We start from the raw sequence: 18,957 nt of genomic DNA on the forward strand, positions 1-18,957 counted from the left end.
GCACCGACGACGCGGGTCGGACGTGGAGGCGGCTGGATTCGGGCCTCGACCGTCGCTACTTCCGGGAAGCGTTCGTCCACGAGGGGCGGCTGTACGCGGCCGCGACCGGCGGGCCGCCACACACGTGGGACGGCCCCCGCGGCACCGATGCGGCGTTGTTCGAGGCGGCCGACGGAGAGACGATTCGGCCAGTGGAGTACGCCGGCGGTCCCGGCGAGTTCGTGCTCTCGTTTACCGCCGCTGACGGACAGGTCTACGCCGGGACGACCGCGGGGTCGATACTGCGGCGTGACGCCGAAGGGTGGTTCGGCGTGGGGAGCGTCCCCTCGGAAGTCGCTTCGATGACGGCCGTGGCCGACACCGACGGCGACGGCGAATAACGGGACTGTTTTACCCCTGACGGACGGGAACTCCTGTATGCACGAGGAGTTCCCCACCGAGACCCCCGCGGTGGTCACCTGCGGGTTGCCGTACGCCAACGGCGACCTCCACGTCGGCCACCTGCGGACGTACGTCAGCGGCGACGCGCTCTCGCGGGCGCTGGAGACTGTCGGACAGGACGTGGCGTTCGTCTGCGGGTCGGACATGCACGGCACGCCAATCGCCGTCAACGCCGCAAAGGAGGGCGTCTCCCCCGAGGAGTTCGCACTCGAATACCACGAGCAGTACGAGGAGACCTTCCCGGAGTTCAACGTCGAGTTCGACAACTACGGCCACACCCACGACGAGACGAACACGGAGACGACACGGGAGTTCGTCCGGTCGTGGATAGACGGCGACCACGTCGTCGAGAAGGAAATCGAGGTCGCCTGGGACAGCGAGGCCGACCAGCCGCTCCCGGACCGCTTCGTCGAGGGGACCTGCCCGTACTGTGGCGAACACGCCCGCGGCGACGAGTGCGACGAGGGCTGTCAGCGCCACCTCGAACCCGGAGAAATCGAAGACCCCGTCTCGACGATTACGGGCAACCCCGCCGAGTACCGCACCCGACCCCACAAGTTCCTGCGACTGTCGGACTTCCAGGAGTACCTGAAGGGCTTTCTCGACCGACTGGAGGGCACCGAAAACGCCCAAAACCAGCCGCGTGAGTGGATAGAGGGAGAACTACAGGACCTCTGTATCACTCGCGACATGGAGTGGGGTATCGACTATCCTGGCGAGGACGGCGAAGAAGAACTCGTGTTGTACGTCTGGGTCGACGCCCCCATCGAGTACGTCTCCTCGACGAAGCAGTACACCGAACAGGTCGGTGCCGACGAGTACGACTGGGAGGCCGTCTGGAAAAACCACGGTTCCGAGGAACACCCTGATGGCGGGGAAATCGTCCACATCATCGGCCACGACATCATCCAACACCACACCGTCTTCTGGCCGGCGATGCTGCGTGGCGCGGGCTACAACGAACCGCGGGCCGTGATGGCCTGTGGGTTCGTCAACCTCGACGGCAAGGGCTTTTCGACCTCCCGGAACCGCGCCGTGTGGGCCGACGACTACATCGAGGCGGGACTGCACCCCGATTTGTATCGGTACCACATCATCACGGGCAGCGAGTTCGTCGCCGACGTGGACTTCTCGTGGGACGGCCTCGCAGAACGCGTCAACAGCGAGTTGGTGGGAACGCTCGGGAACTTCGCCTACCGGTCGCTGCTGTTCGCCGAGCGGAACTACGACGGCACGCCCGACACCGAGGTCAGCGAGGAGGTCGAAGACCGCATCGAAGAGGCGATGGCCGACTTCCGTGAGGCCATCAACGACTACCGCGTCCGCGGCCTCGGCCACGTCCCCGTCGAGTTGGCGAAGTTCGGCAACGAGTACATCCAACAGCACGAACCGTGGAAGCTCACCGACGACGACCCCGAGCAGGCCGCACAAGTCATCCGGGACTGCGTCCAATTGTCGAAGGCCATCGCCGTCCTCATGGAGCCCGTGTTGCCGGGGAAGGCCGAGGCGCTGTGGAGCCAACTCGGCGAGTCCGGCAGCGTCCACGACGCCGAGTTGAGCGCGGCCCTCGCGGCGCCGCCCGCGGAGTTCGGCGAACCCGAGGAACTGTTCGAGGGCCTCGAAGACGACCGCGTCGAGGAACTCAACGAGCAGTTACGGGAGAGCATCGAGGCCGCCGAAGCGGAATCCGAGACCGAAAGCGACGAGTCCGAGGGCGACGACACACCGGCCATGGAACTGGAACCCGTCGCAGAGGAGCGCATCAGTTTCGAGGAGTTCAAAGACCTCGACATCCGACTCGCTGAGATTCTGTCGGTCGAACCCATCGAGGGCGCCGACGACCTCGTGAAACTTGAGGTCGACATCGGCGTCGAGACCCGACAGATAGTCGCCGGCATCAAGCAACTCCACGACCTCGACGAGCTTCCGGGGACGAAAATCGTCGTCCTCGCGAACCTAGAGAAGGCGGAGTTGTTCGGCGTCGAGTCCAACGGGATGTTGCTCGCCGCGGGCGAGGAGGCCGACCTGCTGACGACGCTGGAAGACGCCGAACCCGGAACGAAAGTGCAGTAGCGGGAGTTAGAACAGGCCGAGCGCGCTACCGGCCCTGACCGCGAACTTCGTTGCTTCGACTTTTACCGTGTTCGTGATGCCGACGCCCTCGATATCGACGGTACCGTCGTTGTAGGCCGCACGGAACGTCGCACCCGGTTGGTCGCTCGTCAGGATGTCGTCGAGGGTGCTCTCGCTCGTCAACACCCGGACGGTGGGGTCGTCGGCGGGCCCTTCTCCGTGATCGGCGATTCGCCCGTCGTCGGCTAGTTCGAAATGGTACGCCGACCCGGAGTTCGCGGTGGCCACCTCGTCGCCGCTCCCGACGCGGAGTTCGACCCGTTCGCCCGCGAGTCGGTTCGCGACGAGACCGGGCGCCTCGTCGACGTTGGCGTTGTACTGGGAGACCAGTTGGTCCATGTCGGCCTCGCCGTGGCTGTCCGCCACAGCGGCCCCACCGAACAACGAGACGACGAGCAGTCCCGCGAGCAGTAGTGTTTCAATTCGAATGACACGTTTCATGACTACCACACAGAAGCGCCGTCCCGATATAGTCGTTTCGTGGAGTCTCGACAGCCATTTATTAGCGGGTCCGCTACGACCGATATGAACGACCGGGACGCCGACGCCGACGACGAGTCGTGGGAGTTCTCGCTGTCCGATATCGAACGGCGGGAGGCCGAGGCGACCGAGGGAAGCCTCAGGGAGCCGGAACCCATCGAGGCCGGTGACCCGACGCTGGAGGGGACACTCTTCTTTTTGCTCGGCATCGCCTTCGCGCTGTTCATCATTTCGCGGCTGTTCGTGTAGGGGCGAAGCGTTAACCACCGGGAACCCCTACTCTGGAGTATGGCGGAACTGTTCGGGTATTCGGTGCCGTTCCTGCTCATCCTCGCCGGCGCGGGACTGATGGTGATGGAGGCGTTCGCCCCCGGCGCGCACTTCATCGTCATCGGTATCGCGCTGCTGGCCGCGGGCCTCGTTGGCCTCCTCCTCGGCGGGTTGTTGCCGAGTGCGGCGCTGCCGCTCGTGCTCGCTGCCGTCGTCTTGGCCGCCGGCGGAGCCGCACTCTACGTCTACCGGACCTTCGATTTCTACGGTGGGAAGGGAACCGGTCGGACAAGCGACTCGGCGTCGCTACAGGGGAAGACGGGGCGAGTGACCGAACGCGTCACGAAAAGCGGCGGTGAAGTGAAACTCGACAGCGGCGGGTTCAACCCCTACTACCAGGCCCGCGCGCTCGACGGCGACATCGAGGAAGGCGAGGAGGTGATTGTCGTCGACCCCGGCGGCGGCAACGTCCTCACCGTCGAATCGATGGCGGGGCTGGAAGACGACATCGACCGCGAACTCGCACGCGAACGCACTCGTCGGGAGCGGGAGAGCGACGACGAACGCGACGGCGAGAGCGAAGCGGTGTAGGGCCACGAGCGTCCGTGACGCCGCTTCCGGGCGAACCCTTATGCACCGTTCGTCCGAAGATGCGCTATGTTCGTTCCCCTCCAGTTGGGCGGCGTGGTGTTGCCGGTCGTCGCGCTACTGCTGCTCGCAGTGGCGGTGGCGGCGGTGTATCAGGCCGTCGAAATCGTCAACGCCTACGAGAAGCGCGCCCTCACGGTGTTCGGCGAGTACCGCAAACTGCTCGAACCGGGTATCAATTTCGTCCCGCCGTTCGTCTCGCGGACGTACACCTTCGACATGCGGACCCAGACGCTCGACGTGCCGCGACAGGAGGCCATCACGCGGGACAACTCGCCGGTCACCGCCGACGCCGTCGTCTACATCAAAGTGATGGACGCCAAGAAGGCGTTCCTGGAGGTCGACAACTACAAGAAGGCCGTCTCGAACCTCGCCCAGACGACGCTCCGGGCAGTGTTGGGCGACATGGAGTTAGACGACACGCTGAACAAGCGCCAGGAAATCAACGCCAAGATTCGGAAGGAACTCGACGAACCCACCGACGAGTGGGGTATCCGCGTCGAGAGCGTCGAGGTCCGGGAGGTCAACCCCTCGAAGGACGTCCAGCAGGCGATGGAGCAGCAGACCTCCGCCGAGCGGAAGCGGCGTGCCATGATTCTGGAAGCCCAGGGTGAGCGGCGCTCCGCCATCGAGAAGGCCGAGGGTGACAAGTCCTCGAACATCATCCGCGCCCAGGGTGAAAAACAGAGCCAGATTCTGGAAGCCCAGGGTGACGCCATCTCGACGGTGCTGCGCGCGAAGTCCGCCGATTCGATGGGCGAACGCGCCATCATCGAACGCGGGATGGAGACGCTGGAGGAAATCGGCACCAGCGAATCGACGACGTTCGTCCTCCCGCAGGAACTCACCTCGTTGCTGTCCCGATACGGCAAACACCTCACCGGCAGCGACGTAGAGAGCCAATCGGAGCTGCTGGAGGGCCTCGAGTTCGATTCGGAGACCCGCGAGTTGCTCGGCCTCGACGACATCGAGGAGATTCTCGGGCAAATCGAGCAGGAAACCGAGATGGACGTCGAGAAGATGGAACAGGAGGCCCAGGCCATCAAGGAGGGCGCCGACACCGCCGACATCAAGGACCCCGACGAGGTCATCGCGGAGATGGACGAGGAGGTACCGGCCGAGGCCGACGAGGAGTTGGAGAGCGAGAAGAACTGACCCCCTTTAAAATCCGGGAATCAGGGGCGAAGCTGTTTTAGCGTGCAGTTGCCAAGGGTGGCGTAATGACCGAGGAGGTCGACGAGAGCAAGCGGGCGACGCTGAAGCGCTTCGCGGCGCTGGGAGCGACGACGCCGCTGGTCCGTCTCTCCGACGACACGAGCGACGTTCGCGACGCCATCGTCGGCTACCTCGCCGCGACGCCGGGGGCGCACTTCTCGAAGCTCCGCGACGACCTCCAGCTCGGAACCGGCGAGACACAACACCATCTGCGTCGACTCGACGGCGACGGGACCGTCGAACACCGCAAGGACGGCGACTACAAGCGGTACTTCCCCGCCGGCCGCTTCTCGGAGTTCGAACAGCGGGCGCTCGGCTATCTCCGCCGGGAGACGCCGCGCCGGATGCTCATCGCGTTGCTCCGCGACCCCGACGCCAGCGGGAGCGACATCGCCGACTCAATCGGCGTCTCGCGGTCGACCGTCTCGAAGTACGCCGCAGAACTGGAGGCCGCAGGGCTCCTGACTCGCGAGGACGGCTACGAAATCGAGCGCCCGGAGACGCTGTTGACGCTCGTCGTCCGATACGCCGACTCCTTCGGAGAGGACGCCGTCGCCTTCGCCGACGAAGCCGACGACTTCGTCCGATACACGCCCTGAACCCGGTTAGACCGTCACTTTCCACGTCGTTCCCGAAGAGTACCCCCACTTCTCGACATCGACGTCGAAGTTGCCCTCACAGATGGCGGTCATGTTCGAGCCGACTTCCTTGGCCGACAGGCCGAGTTCCTCGCCGATGAGCCGCGATTTGAAGTACGTCTTCATTTGGCCCTTCTCCCGAAGGTACGCGAGGATTTCCCGTTGCTTGTCGGTGAGGTCGGAGGTCGGTGCCGCTGCGGTCGCGCTCATACATGGATACTGTACGGATACCACAAAAGGCGGTTTGGTACGGTCGGTGAACACGCCGCTGTCATGCGGTTTTGTGTTCATATACGACGGTGGAACACGGCCAATGTGGGTGGGTTGGTACGAGGGGGAAACGCCGTGAGCGTCGGAGCGACGACCACCCGCCGTTCACGGCGGGCTATCTCACGGCGAAGACGACGCCAACGCCGCCTGAACGGCCGACGCCACCGACAGCAGGAGTGCGGCTACCAGTACGGGATACTGAACGAACCACGGGGCTCCGTCTAGGGCGACGATTCCGAGGGTGAGAAGGGCCATACCCGATACCAAGGTGGTGGTCCATTCGTTCCGGTCGCCTGCCATACGATAGCTTGACGCCGGGGGAGGGATGTGTTTTCAGGTTCGGGCCCCGTACTCGACGCGGCCAGCGCCGAGGACTCCCTCTCGGGAACGTTCGAAGTGGGGTGAGAAACCGGTTCGAGAAGGTTTCAGTCCAGAATCTCGCCGACCGCGAAGTTGGATTTCACTTCCGAGACCTCGATTTTGACGCGCTCGCCGACCTCGCCACCGGGGACGATGATGACGTAGCCGCGCTCGACGCGGGCGATGCCGTCGCCCTGCTTGCCGAGGTCCTCGATTTCGACGTAGCGGATTTCGCCCGGTTCGACGGGCGGTTGCGGTTCGTCGCTCGGCGTCTCTTCGGGCGTGCCCTCGGCGTCGGTTGTACTGCCGCCCTCGCCCGCGATGAGCGCGACCCGGTAGGTGTCACCGGGGTCGACGGCACCGGTTTCGATTTCTCGACGCGGGACCTCTACGACGAAACGGTCTTCGTTTTCTTCGACCTCGGCGCTGAACAGACACAGGAGTTTATCGGAGATTTCCATAGACCTTCGGTCACGACATGTGTGTGACGCGTATAGAAGGTACCGACTGTCGAGGGGGTTATCGCTCTTCGAGCGGTGTGCCGTCGGGTCGCTTGGCCCCCTCGGAGTCGTGAACGACGACGCCGTTCACGTCGGAACGCGGTTCGTAGCGGTCCCGAAGCGAGATGGCCTCCTCGAGTTCCCTTACGGCGCGTTCCTTCAGCGCGGCAGCCAGTTCCTCGGCCTCCGCTCGTGAGATATCCCGACCGAGACCCTCACACTCGTGTGCGCGGACGAGGCCCTCGCGGTCGACGGCCTCGCCCATCGGTTCGCTCGTCCCGCCCAAGGCGACGCTGAACGGGTAGGTGCGACAGACGAGCGGCCTGCTGTCGTGGACGCCGCAAGCGCCGGTGCCGTCCTCGGCTTCCTCGTAGAAGGTGCAGTCGCCGCAGGCGTCGGTCTGGATGGCCCACTCGAAGGTCTCGCCTTCGGGGCCGTCCTCGCCTTCCGAGAGGCCGTAGGGCATCGGGCGAGCAACGTCTCGCCAGTCATAGGCTTCCTCGAAGTCTTCCTCGGTGGCCTTCTGCAGTTGGCGGGCCTCGTCGGGAAACAGCGTCGCGGTGTGTGGCTCCGTCTCGCCGTCGCCGTCGGCCGGGTCGTTGGCCTTACAGCAGGCGCCACAGCGGGTACACTCGAAGCCGATGGACTCGATGGCGTCGGCCAACTCGGCCACCGAGAGGTCACGCGCCTGTTCGAGTTCGGTTTCGAGGCTCTCCATGCCCCGCCTTTCGGGTCCAGAGAAATAAGAAGCGTGTTCGACCGACTCAGGCGGGGTCGGCGCGGGCGCCGTCGAACTCGATTCGTCCCTCGTGGTGGAGTTTCCAGAGGTGAGCACGCACCGTCGCGCCGGCGAGGTCACGGACGCCGGTGAGGTCCTTCTCGTAGGCGGCATCGAGGATGTCGGCGACGGTTCGGTTGCCCGACTCGACGGCCGCGAGGACGCGCCGTTCGCGGTCGAGGCGGTGGGTGATGAGTCGCTCGCAAGTCCCACGAACGTCCTCGATGACGGGTCCGTGGCTCGGATACAGCCGGTCGGAGGCCATCGCGATGACGCGCCGAAGACTGGTGAGATACGCCCGCACGTCGCCCTCGGGGTCGCCGACGACGACGCTCCCAGCGGCGACGGCGAGGTCCCCGGAGAGGAGGTCGTCGCCGGCTTCGAAGGCGACGTGTTCGGGGGCATGGCCGGGGGTCTCCCGGACGGTCACGTCGCCGTCGCCGGTCGGTATCGTCGTTCCCTCCCGGAAGGTGTGGTCGGGAATCGCCCCGGTTACGTCTTGGAACTGGCTCTCACGGCCGTAACGACACCAGACGGCTGCTCCGGCGGCCTCGGCGTAGTCGGCGACCGAACCGACGTGGTCCGGGTGGTGGTGGGTGACGGCGACGTGTTCGACATCGTCGAGGTGGCGTTCGATGCGCTCGTCGAGCGCCGGCGGGTCGACGAGCAGGGCCCCGTCGTCGCCGACGACGTAACAGGCGGTCTCTCCCGTCGGTGCCCGAGTGGGAACCTCGACGGGAACGCGCTCTACGTACATATCACTCCCGTGGACGGGCGACGGCTTAGTTGTGGGCCACGGCGAAGCGTTCGCTGGGCCGGGAAAACGAAATAATCGGGACGCGTGGGAGACGTGTCGTTACTCGATGAGGAAGTACACCTGCTTGCGCGCGTCGTGGAAGGAGTACCGGGAGTCGACGAGGTCCTCCTCTTCGAGTCGGTTGAGCGCGTAGCGGACCGTGCGGTCGGGAAGCAGCGACTCCTCGGCGAGTTGCCCCTGGGAGAGCGGCGAGGCGTCCTCCAGGACCTTCGCGACGAGTTTGGCGCTCGGGGGGAGTTCCCGGAGCCGCTCGCGGAACTCTGGGTCTGACAGCGGCGAGTCGGTCTGGCGTGAGCGTTCCTCCGTGGTCGTGCTCATACAGGTCCGTGAGTGGAACCCACTGGTAAAGCTTCGCTATATGGGTAACAAAACAATAGGTACACTCAAGTGTGTATTATGGCCCCTTATACTCTGTATTCCGTCATGTAGTACCGTCCCGAAATACGCCCCAAAAATTGCCGCCGGATGGACGTTCATTCACATTTTTTGGAACAACTGTGTCGTGGTGTTTCGGCGAACGGAGAGGTTCGGCCCCGAAAGTATCAATTATCCAATTAGAACGCAGTCCCTCGAATACCCGACTCGACGGCCGGCGATGGCACTCATGAGCACGGGCCCCCAACGACGCGGGGCGCGCGGTCGGGAGCGAGGGGGCCTCCGTGGCCGTTGTATCCAGCATTCTTTTATGCCCCGGGTGGGTCGGTTCGAGTAGCGTGAAGGGACAGGAGTGGTATCAGGCCGACGACATCGCGGAGGCGTACGACGACAAACGCTTCTCGCAGGGCGGCCGCTTCATCGACCGGCGCGAGAAGGAGGCAGTGTTGGACGCGCTGGCGCCGCTGGACGGCAAGCGCGTCCTCGAAGTTGCCTGCGGGACGGGGCGGTTCACCGTCATGCTCGCCGACCGCGGCGCCGACATCGTCGGCGTCGACATCTCCGAAGCGATGCTCGAGCAGGGTCGGGCGAAGGCCCGCGCCACCGGCGTCACCGACAGCCTCGATTTCATGCAGGCCGATGCGAGTCGACTGCCGTTTCCCGACGACTACTTCGATTCCGTCTTCGCGATGCGGTTTTTCCACCTGGCGCCCGACCCGGAGGCGTTCATGGCCGAACTCCGGCGCGTCTCGAAGAATCAGGTGTTCTTCGACACGTTCAACCGCTACTCCACTCGCTCGATTTACAACTGGGCGCTGCCGATGGGGTCGCGACTCTACTCCGAGCGGGAGGTGCGGGAGTTGCTACTCGGTGCCGACCTCGAGTTGGCCGACGCCGCCCACGATTTCGTCGTCCCGTACGGCTTCTACCGGGCGGTTCCCGGGTGGGTCGCCCGCCCGTTCCGGGCGCTCGACACCACGGTCGGACGAACCCCGGTCGGCGACCGTCTCGCCTCGGTCTCCTACTGGGACGCCCGCGTCGCCGAGTGAGGTGAACCCGCGGAACTTTTAGGCATCGGGCGCGCTACGGCGGAGTATGGACCTCTCGGTGGTGGTACCGACGCTGAACGACCGCGACGAGCTCGGCGGCTGTCTCGACGCGCTCACGGCGGAGACCCCCACCGAAATACTCGTCGTCAACGGCCCCTCAACCGACGGAACCAGCGGGATGGTCCGTGACCGCGAGGACGTGTCGGTGCTCGTCGAAACCGACGACCGAAACGTCAACGTCGCCCGGAACGCCGGCCTCGACCGCGCCCGCGGCGACGCCATCGCGTTCGTCAACCCCACCATGGCCGTCGAGGAGGGATGGCTGGATGCGGTCACCCATGCACTCGACGGCGCCGACGCGGTCACCGGCCCGACTCACGAACAACTCCGCGCCGGCGTCGCCACCGACACGAGCGAGTCACGCACCATCCGCGGGCGGACGGTCACCTACTTCAACGGCGGCAACGCCGCCTTCACTCGGGAGGTGTTGGAGAAACTGGATGGCTTCGACGAGTACCTCGAAATCGGCGGCGCCCGCGATGCGGCCCACCGCCTCGCCGGCCTCGACTACGACGTGGCGTGGGCCACCGACATGTGTGTCGCCCGCGAGGCCGCCACCGACGGCGGCATGACCGAACGGAACTGGCGCACCCGGTATCGCTCGCTGGCCTACCGGATGGCGAAGAACTACGGCATCCATCCCACGGTATCGCTCCGGACCGTTCGACACGCGTTCACCGACGCCGCCTCGACGCTTCGAGACGTCGCCCGCGGCGACGCGAAACCGACCAGCTGGTTCGGCAATGGCCGCGACGTCGTCGTCGGGAGCGTCGCCGGCTACAAGGATGGACTGCTCGCCCGCTACACCGACCGCAGTCCACGACGGAACCCCAACGGGTGGTCGACCCGTGCCGACCGCGCCGTTGCGGTGTACGACCGCAGATAAAACCACCGGACTGAGCGGCCGTCCGGCGGTCCCGTCTGCGGGGCGTTGCGGAACGTTTATATAGAACCGCTGACGACATACGTGATGACTATGTCACAGCAGATGCGCCAGCGGCGCGGACAGCCGCTTTTCATTCTCAACGAGGACACGGAGCGGACCCGCGGCAAGGACGCTCAATCGTCGAACATCACAGCTGGCAAGGCCGTAAGCGAGTCCGTTCGGACCACGCTCGGTCCCCGCGGGATGGACAAGATGCTCGTCTCCGACTCCGGCGACGTCGTCATTACGAACGACGGCGCGACCATCCTTCAGGAGATGGACATCGAACACCCGGCGGCCCAGATGATCGTCGAGGTCGCCCAGACACAGGAGGAAGAGGTCGGCGACGGTACGACCACCGCTTCCGTGCTGGCCGGCCAGCTGCTCGCCCAGGCCGAGGACCTCCTCGACGACGACGTCCACCCGACGACCATCGTCGAGGGCTACCAGCAAGCCTCCCAGTTGGCACTCGAAGCCATCGAGGAACAGACCCTCGAAGACGAACTCGACGAGGAACTCCTCCGTGCCGTCGCCGAGTCGTCGATGACCGGCAAAGGCACCGGTGACATCGACGCCGCGGCACTGGCCGAAACCGTCGTCGCCGCAGTCCAGCAGGTCAGCACGGACGCGGGTGTCGACCGCGACGCCATCACCATCCGCACCCAGACCGGTGCGGGTGCCTCCGCGACCGAACTCGTCCAGGGCGTCATCAGCGAGGAAGAGCCCCTCAACGAGGATATGCCCCGAACCGTCGAGGACGCGACCATCGGCGTACTCGATTTGGACCTCGAAGTCCGCGAAGCCGAAATCGACGCCGAGTACGACATCTCCAGCGTCGACCAACTCAACGCGGCCATCGAGGCCGAGGAGGGCGAACTCCGCGGCTACGCCGAGGCCGTCGCCGACGCCGGCATCGACGTGGCGTTCGTCACCGGCGACGTCGAGGACCTCGTCGCCTCCTATCTCGCCAACGAGGGCGTCCTCGCCTTCGACGGCGTCGACGACGACGAAGCCCGCTCCATCGCTCGCGCGACCGGCGCCAAGACCGTCGGCACGCTGAACGACATCGAGGAGTCGGACCTCGGCCGCGCAGACACCGTCAGCGTCCAGACGTTCGGCTCCGACGAACTCGCCTTCATCGAGGGCGGCGCGGCCGCCGAGACGGTCACCGTCTTCGCCCGCGGCGGCACCGAACACGTCGCCGACGAACTCGAGCGTGCGCTCCGTGACGCTCTCGACGTGGTCACCGCGGCACTAGACTCCGGCGGCGTCGTCCCCGGCGCCGGCGCGACCGAAATCGCCATCGCCGACCACATCCGTTCGAGCGCCGCCAGCATCGAAGGGCGCAAACAGCTCGCCATCGAGGCGTTCGCCGACGCCGTCGACGTGCTGCCGCGCACCCTCGCGGAGAACACCGGCATGGACCCCATCGACGCGCTCGTGGAACTCCGTTCGACCCACGACGCCGAGGGACGGGCCGGCCTCATCACCGAAGGTCAGTCCGGCGATGTCGGCGACCCCGTCGAGTACGGCATCCTCGACCCCGCTGCCGTCAAGCGTGAAGCCGTCGAGTCCGCCACCGAGGCGGCGACGATGATTGCGCGCATCGACGACGTCATCTCCGCGAAATAAGACGGCCCCGGTCCGCTTTTATTTTCGAGACGAGAACGTCTGCGCGATGAGCCACCGCCTCGGTCTCGTCGAGTGTGTCTCCATCGCGTTGGGCGGGATGATAGGCGGCGGCATCTTCGCCGTCCTCGGCGTCGTTGCAGGCATCACCGGCCCAGCGACGTGGCTGGCGTTCGTCCTCGCCGGCGTCGTCGCGCTGTGTGCCGGCCATTCCTACATCGCCCTGAACCGACTGGCCGACGAACGCGGCGGGTCCGTCTCCTTCGTCCAGCACTTCACCGGCAACACGACGGTCGCCGGGATGGTCGGCTGGACGCTGCTGTTCGGATACGTCGGCTCGATGGCGATGTACGCCTTCGCCTTCGGACAGTTCGCGCTCCGTCTCGGCCTCCCAGAGACAGCCTTCGGTGTCCCGCTTCGTCCCCTCCTGTCTGTGGCTGTCGTCGGGACCTTCGTCGGCCTCAATCTCCTCGGAAGCCGGGCGACAGGCACCGTCGAGAACCTGCTCGTCGGCGGAAAAGTCGGCATCCTGCTGGCGCTCGGGGTGGGCGGTATCGTCTACGCGACGGCCATCGAACCCCGGCCGCTGTCGTTCGGTGACAGTAGCCTAATCGCGACGGGGCCCGTGGTCGCCGCCGCCATCTCCTTCGTCGCCTTTCAGGGCTGGCAGTTGCTGTTCTACGACCAGCCGTCCATCGAGGAACCCGTCGAGACGATACGGAGGGCCGTCTACGTCGCGATTCCGGCTGCCGTCGCCATCTACGTCCTCGTCGCGGTGACGACGACGAACCTCGCGAGCGACGCGCTGCAGAGCCACCCACACACCGCCTTGGCGAGTGCGGCCGAACCGATGTTGGGGGCCGTCGGCTACGCCAGTGTCGGCGTCACTGCCGTCGCCATCGCCGCGCTGTTTTCGACGGGGTCGGCCATCAACGCGACGCTGTTTTCCTCCGCACACTTCGCGAGGGGAATGGTGTCTTCGGATTTGTTGCCCGACCGCGTCGCCGACGACGGCGAGGGCGTGTCGGCCAGAAGCCTCCTCGTGTTGGGCGGCGTGACCGCTCTGTTGACCGGGCTCGGAAGCCTCGATGCGATTACCTCCTTTGCGTCGCTGTCGTTCATCGTCGTCTTTGGCGCGATGAGTTCGATTGCGTTCCGGCACCGCGACAGCGACCCCGTCGTCGGAAGCGTCGCGTTGGGCGGCGTCGTCGGGACGGCCGCGTTCTTCCCGCTGATGTTCAGCCACCTCTACCGGAAGGAACCGGGGACGTTCGTCGCCGTCGTGGCGCTCGCGGTCGGTGCGCTGGCCGTCGAACTTGCGTACTTCGAACGGAACCGACTCCGGGAAGAAATCGAGGCCTTCGAGGCGGACCTCGAAGCCGCGCTCACCGACGACTGAGACCGACCGACTCCGTTTCCGGTCGACGCGACGACTTTTGTAGCCGCACGGCGACGACCCGATATGGGACGACTCGACGGAGAGACGGTCATCGTCACCGGCGCGAGCCGCGGACTCGGCGCGTCGATGGCGAAGCGATTCGCACGGGAAGGAGCCAACACCGTACTGACGGCGCGAAGCGAAGACGAACTCCGGTCGGTCGCCGAGAGCGCCGACGGCGAAACGCTCGCCGTGCCGGCCGACGTGACCGACGAACCGTCGGTCGAGGCGCTCGTCGAGACGACCGTAGCGGAGTACGGCGAACTCACCGGCGTCGTCAACAACGCGGCAATCGGGATGTTGAGCCTCTACGACGAGTTGCGCGAGGTGACCGAGATAGCCGTCGAGGACTGGCGACTCATCATGGAGGTGAACGTCACCGGGCCGTTCCTCTGTGCGAAACACGCGATTCCGGCAATGGAGTCCGGAAACGTGGTCAACATCTCCTCGGGGCTCGGCCGGCGTGGGTCCGCCGGGTGGGGGCCGTACGTCGCCTCGAAGTGGGCACTGGAGGGGTTCTCGAAGACGCTCGCCGAGGAGGTCGAACCGGACATCAACGTCAACTGTCTCGACCCCGGCGGCCGCGTCGAGACGGGCTTTTGGGACCACCTGCCGGACGACGAGCGGGCGTCGATTCTCGACCCTGACGTGATGGACGAGGCTGCCGTCCTGCTGTTGGAGCAGTCACCGGGCGGCGTCACCGGCGAGTCGATGCCGGCCGGCGACTGGGAGAGCGAACTGTCGGGGTGAGGTTCACCACTCGATTCGGACGCTGTCGCCGGCCGACAGCCCGAAGGCCTTGTCGCCGCGGCCCCGATTGACGGCGAACTCGACGTTGTCGTGACTCCCGACGGTGGCGACGGCCGCGCCGATTTCGGCGTGGGCATAGGAGCGAACGACCGGAACATCGGTTCCGTCGACCGTCACTCGTTCGCGACCGTCGAGGACCTCGCCGGGGACGTTCGTGACGACGTTGCCGAAGTCGTCGACGACGAGTACCTCGCCGCTCGCGTCGTCGTCGCCGATGTCGGGAGTCGGGAACGTGAGGTCGACCACGTCCTCGGCCGGCGAGACGCCGTCGAGTTCCGGCAGTCGGTCGATGCCGGCCTCGTGGACCGCCGCGGCGCCGGGGGCGAAGACGTCCCGGCCGTGAAACGTCGAACTGCGGGGGTTTTCGAGTTCGAGTTCGTAGGCGTCGATGTCGGTTTCGTAGTTTCCGTCGCCGCCGCTGGCGAGGGCGCGGGCGGGCGGCAAGAGAACGCCGTTGTCGGGGCCGACCAGCGCGTGGTCGCCGGCGCGGACGACGAGCGCACGACGGTCGGTGCCGACGCCGGGGTCGACGACGACGAGGTGGACCGCGGGCGGGAACTCTGGAAGGACCTCCGAGAGCCAGAAGGCGCTCGCGCGAACGTCCTGTCGGGGGAAGTCGTGGCCGACGTCGACCAGCCGTGCGTCACACTCCGAGAGGATGACCCCTTTCATCGCCGCCGGATACGGCGTTCCGAAGTCGGAGGCGAGCGTTATCATCGGCTATTCGGAGGGGTTCCCTTCGCCGTTGGCGTCGCTGGCTGTAATCTGCTGGATGCGGTCGACGCCGTCGATTTCCTCGATGACCTCGACGACCGCGTCGGGGACGAGCGACTCCCAGTCGCCGCCGGTCGCGATGCGCTCTCTGACCTCCGTCCCCTCGAACTCCTCGCGTCGGAACATCGGGGAGTGTCGCACCTCGATGCCCGCCTCCTCGAACAGTCGGGAAACGAGCGGGTTGTTCGAGTAGGCCACTTCGAAGCGCGGACTCATCGATTGAACGTGGCTCACCCACACGGAGTTGCGGTTGAGGTCCTCGATTGGCACCGCGTAGGTGACGACGTCCATGTCGACGAGCGCCTTCGTTATCATCATGATGCGCTCGCCGGCAGTGAACGGGTTTCGGACCGTATGCGACTGGTCTGCGCTCCCGATGCCGACGACGAGTTCGTCGACCTCCTCGCCGATGCGCTCGACCATCGCGTGGTGGCCCTCGTGGAACGGCTGGAACCGGCCGATGTAGAACCCCCCGCGTCATACCGAGAGGGTCGTGAGCCGATTTTATAAACCCGACGAGACGCGTTCTCGACGCTCCGTTTTCCGAGCAATCTGCTCGCTTTCTGCCGGTTTTGACCGTCGGCAGGGTGTGACGTGGGGAGAAAGTATATGAATTGACCGGGCCCTAATATGGACAACAGCAACGGTTCTATGAGCAACGAAAAGGATACGGACGAGGCTTCCGAGCCCGAAGAACGACCGCCCACCGACGAGGAGCGGCGAGGCTCCGAGGAGCCGGAGTCGATGGACCGACCGGCCCAGCGGCGAGACGAGGCCAACAACCAACTCGACGAAGACGAAGAGCTTCTGGATGGCTCGGACCTCGGCAGCGACGTCCGCGTCGATGCCGAAGTCGAAATCGACGAAAGCGAGGAGGACAACCTCCTCGGCGGACTGCAGGTCGAATCCAGCGACGATATCGAGGTGCCGGACCGACTCGTCGACCAGGTCATCGGACAGGACCACGCCCGCGACATCATCCTGAAGGCCGCCAAGCAGCGACGGCACGTGATGATGATTGGCTCCCCGGGGACCGGGAAGTCGATGCTCGCGAAGGCGATGAGCCAACTCCTCCCGAAGGAGGAACTGCAGGACGTTCTCGTCTATCACAACCCCGACGACGGCAACGAGCCGAAAGTGCGGACGGTGCCCGCGGGCAAGGGCGAACAGATAGTCGAGGCACACAAGGAGGAGGCCCGCAAGCGCAACCAGATGCGGAGCTTCCTGATGTGGATTATCATCGCCGTGGTGTTCGGCTACGCCATCCTCATCGCCGAGCAACTCCTGCTCGGTATCATCGCCGGCGGTATCATCTACCTCGCGTTCCGCTACATGAGCCGCGGCAGCGACGCGATGGTGCCGAACCTGCTGGTCAACAACGCCGACCAGCAGGTCGCACCGTTCGAGGACGCCACCGGCGCCCACGCCGGTGCCCTGCTCGGCGACGTGCGGCACGACCCCTTCCAGTCCGGCGGCATGGAGACGCCCAGCCACGACCGCGTCGAGGCGGGTGCCATCCACAAAGCCAACAAGGGCGTGCTGTTCATCGACGAGATGAACACCCTCGACATCCGCTCCCAGCAGAAACTGATGACCGCGATTCAGGAGCGGGCGTTCTCCATCACCGGACAGAGTGAGCGCTCCTCGGGGGCGATGGTTCAGACCGAACCCGTCCCGACGGACTTCGTGATGGTCGCCGCCGGGAACCTCGACGCGATGGAGAACATGCACCCCGCGCTGCGCTCGCGCATCAAGGGGTACGGCTACGAGGTGTACATGGACGACACCATCGAGGACTCCCCGGAGATGCGCCGGAAGTACGCCCGGTTCGTCTCCCAAGAGGTCACCAACGACGGCCGCCTGCCGCCGTTCACCGCCGAAGCAATCGAGGAAGTCATCCTCGAGGCCCGCCGTCGGGCCGGTCGGAAAGGCCACCTCACCCTGGAGTTCCGGAACCTCGGTGGCCTCGTCCGCGTCGCCGGCGACATCGCCCGCGCCGAGGACAAGGAGTACACGACTCGCGACGACGTGCTACAGGCGAAGGCCCGCTCGCGGTCCATCGAACAGCAGCTCGCCGACGACTACATCGAGCGCCGGAAGGACTACGAACTCACGGTCAACCAAGGCGACGTGGTCGGCCGCGTCAACGGCCTCGCGGTGATGGGCGAGGACAGCGGTATCGTCCTCCCCGTCATGGCCGAAGTGACGCCCAGTCAGGGACCGGGTGAAGTCATCGCCACTGGGCAACTGAAGGAGATGGCACAGGAGGCCGTCCAGAACGTCTCCGCCATCATCAAGAAGTTCTCCGACGAGGACATCTCCCAGAAGGACGTCCACATCCAGTTCGTCCAGGCGGGTGAGGGCGGCGTCGACGGTGACTCCGCCTCGATTACGGTCGCCACCGCCGTCATCTCGGCGCTGGAGAACGTCCCCGTCCGACAGAACATGGCGATGACCGGGTCGCTGTCCGTTCGCGGCGACGTGCTGCCCGTCGGCGGCGTCACCCACAAAATCGAGGCGGCCGCGAAGGCCGGTCTCGATACGGTCATCATCCCGAAGGCCAACGAGCAGGACGTGATGATAGAAGACGAGTACAAAGAGCAAATCGAGATTATCCCCGTCTCGCACATCTCGGAGGTGCTGGAGGTCGCCCTCGAAGGCGAACCCGAGAAGGACTCGCTCGTCGACCGCCTGAAGAACATCACCGGTTCGGCGCTCGAACAGCGCACGGTCGGCGGTTCGACCGGCAACCCCAGCCCACAGTAACGTGACGCGGTGGGCGGCCTTCGCGGGCGTCACACTGGCCGTCCTCTTTCTGCTGCTCGTTCTCGCGCGACTCTCACAGTCGGTCGTTACGGGTGCGTACGTCACCCGCGAGGAGCGCCGCTGGCTGGACCGCCTCCCCGACGGCGCCGACCACCTCGATTCGCGGTCGCGCCCGCACCGCGGACGTCGCCGGCCGAATCGACGCTGGAGCCCGACTCCGAACCGTCGACGCTGGCGCTTCTGGCCAACGTCTCCGTCTCACAGGGCTTTTTCGCGCTGTTGTTGCTCGGCGGTGCGTGGCTGGCCGAAGTGCCGGCCTCGGCGCTTGGCGTCGCCGCCGACTCCCTCAGTACCGGCTTGCCGGCGCTGGCGGTGGGCGTCGCGGCAGGCGTCGGCCTCTCGCTTGCGAACGCACTCGCGGGCGGCCTCGCCGAACGCTTCAACGGAGACCCAAGCGAGGAGTTGCGAGAGTTGCTGTCCCCGGAGAGCCTCGGCGGGTGGGTCGTCCTACTGGGTGTCGTCCTCCCGATTATCGCCGGCTTCGAGGAGTTGCTCTTCCGGGGCGGCGCGTCGTCGGCGCC

General features: G+C 65.7%; 20 protein-coding genes and 2 pseudogenes. 13 read left to right on the top strand and 9 right to left on the bottom strand.

Annotated features, from left to right (window positions below; genetic code table 11):
* Together GJ631_RS18770 and metG are read left to right on the top strand one after the other, a co-directional pair.
* A pseudogene (locus GJ631_RS18770) lies at positions 1–380 on the top strand (glycosyl hydrolase); the annotation flags it as partial.
* A 37-nt stretch (positions 381–417) separates the two neighbouring features.
* Positions 418–2,514, top strand: coding sequence for a methionine--tRNA ligase (gene metG / locus GJ631_RS16465; protein WP_156710202.1), 2,097 nt, complete (start codon positions 418–420; stop codon positions 2,512–2,514).
* Positions 2,515–2,520: 6 nt separating this feature from the next.
* Here the strand turns inward: metG and GJ631_RS16470 are convergent, their stop codons facing one another.
* On the bottom strand, positions 2,521–3,015 hold the full coding sequence (locus GJ631_RS16470) for a hypothetical protein (RefSeq protein ID WP_156710203.1): 495 nt from the start codon (positions 3,013–3,015) through the stop codon (positions 2,521–2,523).
* An 84-nt stretch (positions 3,016–3,099) separates the two neighbouring features.
* Between GJ631_RS16470 and GJ631_RS16475 the strand changes: the two genes are divergently transcribed.
* From GJ631_RS16475 to GJ631_RS16490, 4 genes are all read left to right on the top strand, one after another.
* On the top strand, positions 3,100–3,303 hold the full coding sequence (locus GJ631_RS16475; protein WP_156710204.1) for a hypothetical protein: 204 nt from the start codon (positions 3,100–3,102) through the stop codon (positions 3,301–3,303).
* Between the two features lie 39 nt (positions 3,304–3,342).
* Entirely contained in the window at positions 3,343–3,915 is a 573-nt protein-coding gene (locus GJ631_RS16480) for an NfeD family protein (protein ID WP_156710205.1), read from the top strand.
* A gap of 66 nt (positions 3,916–3,981) precedes the next feature.
* Positions 3,982–5,127, top strand: coding sequence for an SPFH domain-containing protein (locus tag GJ631_RS16485; protein WP_156710206.1), 1,146 nt, complete (start codon positions 3,982–3,984; stop codon positions 5,125–5,127).
* A 65-nt stretch (positions 5,128–5,192) separates the two neighbouring features.
* A complete protein-coding gene (locus GJ631_RS16490; RefSeq protein WP_156710207.1) occupies positions 5,193–5,786 on the top strand; it encodes a MarR family transcriptional regulator in 594 nt (197 codons plus the stop codon).
* A gap of 6 nt (positions 5,787–5,792) precedes the next feature.
* Here GJ631_RS16490 and GJ631_RS16495 read toward each other — a convergent pair whose 3' ends face one another.
* The 6 genes from GJ631_RS16495 to GJ631_RS16515 form a co-directional block, all read right to left on the bottom strand.
* Positions 5,793–6,035, bottom strand: a complete 243-nt coding sequence (locus GJ631_RS16495) for a hypothetical protein (RefSeq protein ID WP_156710208.1) — start codon at positions 6,033–6,035, stop codon at positions 5,793–5,795.
* Positions 6,036–6,215: 180 nt separating this feature from the next.
* Entirely contained in the window at positions 6,216–6,350 is a 135-nt protein-coding gene (locus GJ631_RS19290; protein ID WP_255453979.1) for a hypothetical protein, read from the bottom strand.
* A 170-nt stretch (positions 6,351–6,520) separates the two neighbouring features.
* Complete coding sequence (locus GJ631_RS16500; RefSeq protein ID WP_156710209.1) at positions 6,521–6,916, bottom strand: TRAM domain-containing protein; 396 nt, start codon at positions 6,914–6,916, stop codon at positions 6,521–6,523.
* Positions 6,917–6,974: 58 nt separating this feature from the next.
* Positions 6,975–7,673, bottom strand: a complete 699-nt coding sequence (locus tag GJ631_RS16505; RefSeq protein WP_156710210.1) for a YkgJ family cysteine cluster protein — start codon at positions 7,671–7,673, stop codon at positions 6,975–6,977.
* 46 nt (positions 7,674–7,719) lie between these two features.
* Positions 7,720–8,490 (bottom strand): MBL fold metallo-hydrolase, encoded by a 771-nt coding sequence (locus tag GJ631_RS16510; protein ID WP_156710211.1) that lies wholly within the window; start codon positions 8,488–8,490, stop codon positions 7,720–7,722.
* A gap of 99 nt (positions 8,491–8,589) precedes the next feature.
* Entirely contained in the window at positions 8,590–8,868 is a 279-nt protein-coding gene (locus tag GJ631_RS16515) for a helix-turn-helix domain-containing protein (protein WP_156710212.1), read from the bottom strand.
* A gap of 395 nt (positions 8,869–9,263) precedes the next feature.
* Here GJ631_RS16515 and GJ631_RS16520 point away from each other — a divergent pair, with 395 nt between their 5' ends.
* From GJ631_RS16520 to GJ631_RS16540, 5 genes are all read left to right on the top strand, one after another.
* Positions 9,264–9,974, top strand: a complete 711-nt coding sequence (locus tag GJ631_RS16520; protein WP_370518712.1) for a class I SAM-dependent methyltransferase — start codon at positions 9,264–9,266, stop codon at positions 9,972–9,974.
* 46 nt (positions 9,975–10,020) lie between these two features.
* Positions 10,021–10,920 (top strand): glycosyltransferase family 2 protein, encoded by a 900-nt coding sequence (locus tag GJ631_RS16525; protein ID WP_156710213.1) that lies wholly within the window; start codon positions 10,021–10,023, stop codon positions 10,918–10,920.
* 90 nt (positions 10,921–11,010) lie between these two features.
* Complete coding sequence (gene thsA / locus GJ631_RS16530) at positions 11,011–12,591, top strand: thermosome subunit alpha (protein ID WP_156710218.1); 1,581 nt, start codon at positions 11,011–11,013, stop codon at positions 12,589–12,591.
* A 46-nt stretch (positions 12,592–12,637) separates the two neighbouring features.
* Positions 12,638–13,987: an APC family permease gene (locus tag GJ631_RS16535; RefSeq protein WP_156710214.1), complete on the top strand. Its 1,350-nt coding sequence runs from the start codon at positions 12,638–12,640 to the stop codon at positions 13,985–13,987.
* Positions 13,988–14,050: 63 nt separating this feature from the next.
* Positions 14,051–14,776, top strand: coding sequence for an SDR family NAD(P)-dependent oxidoreductase (locus tag GJ631_RS16540; RefSeq protein WP_156710215.1), 726 nt, complete (start codon positions 14,051–14,053; stop codon positions 14,774–14,776).
* A gap of 3 nt (positions 14,777–14,779) precedes the next feature.
* Here the strand turns inward: GJ631_RS16540 and GJ631_RS16545 are convergent, their stop codons facing one another.
* Together GJ631_RS16545 and GJ631_RS16550 are read right to left on the bottom strand one after the other, a co-directional pair.
* Entirely contained in the window at positions 14,780–15,553 is a 774-nt protein-coding gene (locus tag GJ631_RS16545; protein ID WP_156710216.1) for an S-adenosyl-l-methionine hydroxide adenosyltransferase family protein, read from the bottom strand.
* 3 nt (positions 15,554–15,556) lie between these two features.
* Entirely contained in the window at positions 15,557–16,033 is a 477-nt protein-coding gene (locus GJ631_RS16550; RefSeq protein WP_231754013.1) for a nicotinamide-nucleotide adenylyltransferase, read from the bottom strand.
* A gap of 228 nt (positions 16,034–16,261) precedes the next feature.
* On the opposite strand from GJ631_RS16550, the gene lonB reads away from it, so the two are divergent.
* Together lonB and GJ631_RS16560 are read left to right on the top strand one after the other, a co-directional pair.
* Positions 16,262–18,376, top strand: a complete 2,115-nt coding sequence (gene lonB / locus GJ631_RS16555; protein WP_156710217.1) for an ATP-dependent protease LonB — start codon at positions 16,262–16,264, stop codon at positions 18,374–18,376.
* A gap of 279 nt (positions 18,377–18,655) precedes the next feature.
* Positions 18,656–18,957 (top strand): annotated as a pseudogene (locus tag GJ631_RS16560) (CPBP family intramembrane glutamate endopeptidase); the annotation flags it as partial.

Source organism: Natronomonas sp. CBA1123, assembly GCF_009741925.1.
Classification (GTDB): domain Archaea; phylum Halobacteriota; class Halobacteria; order Halobacteriales; family Haloarculaceae; genus Natronomonas.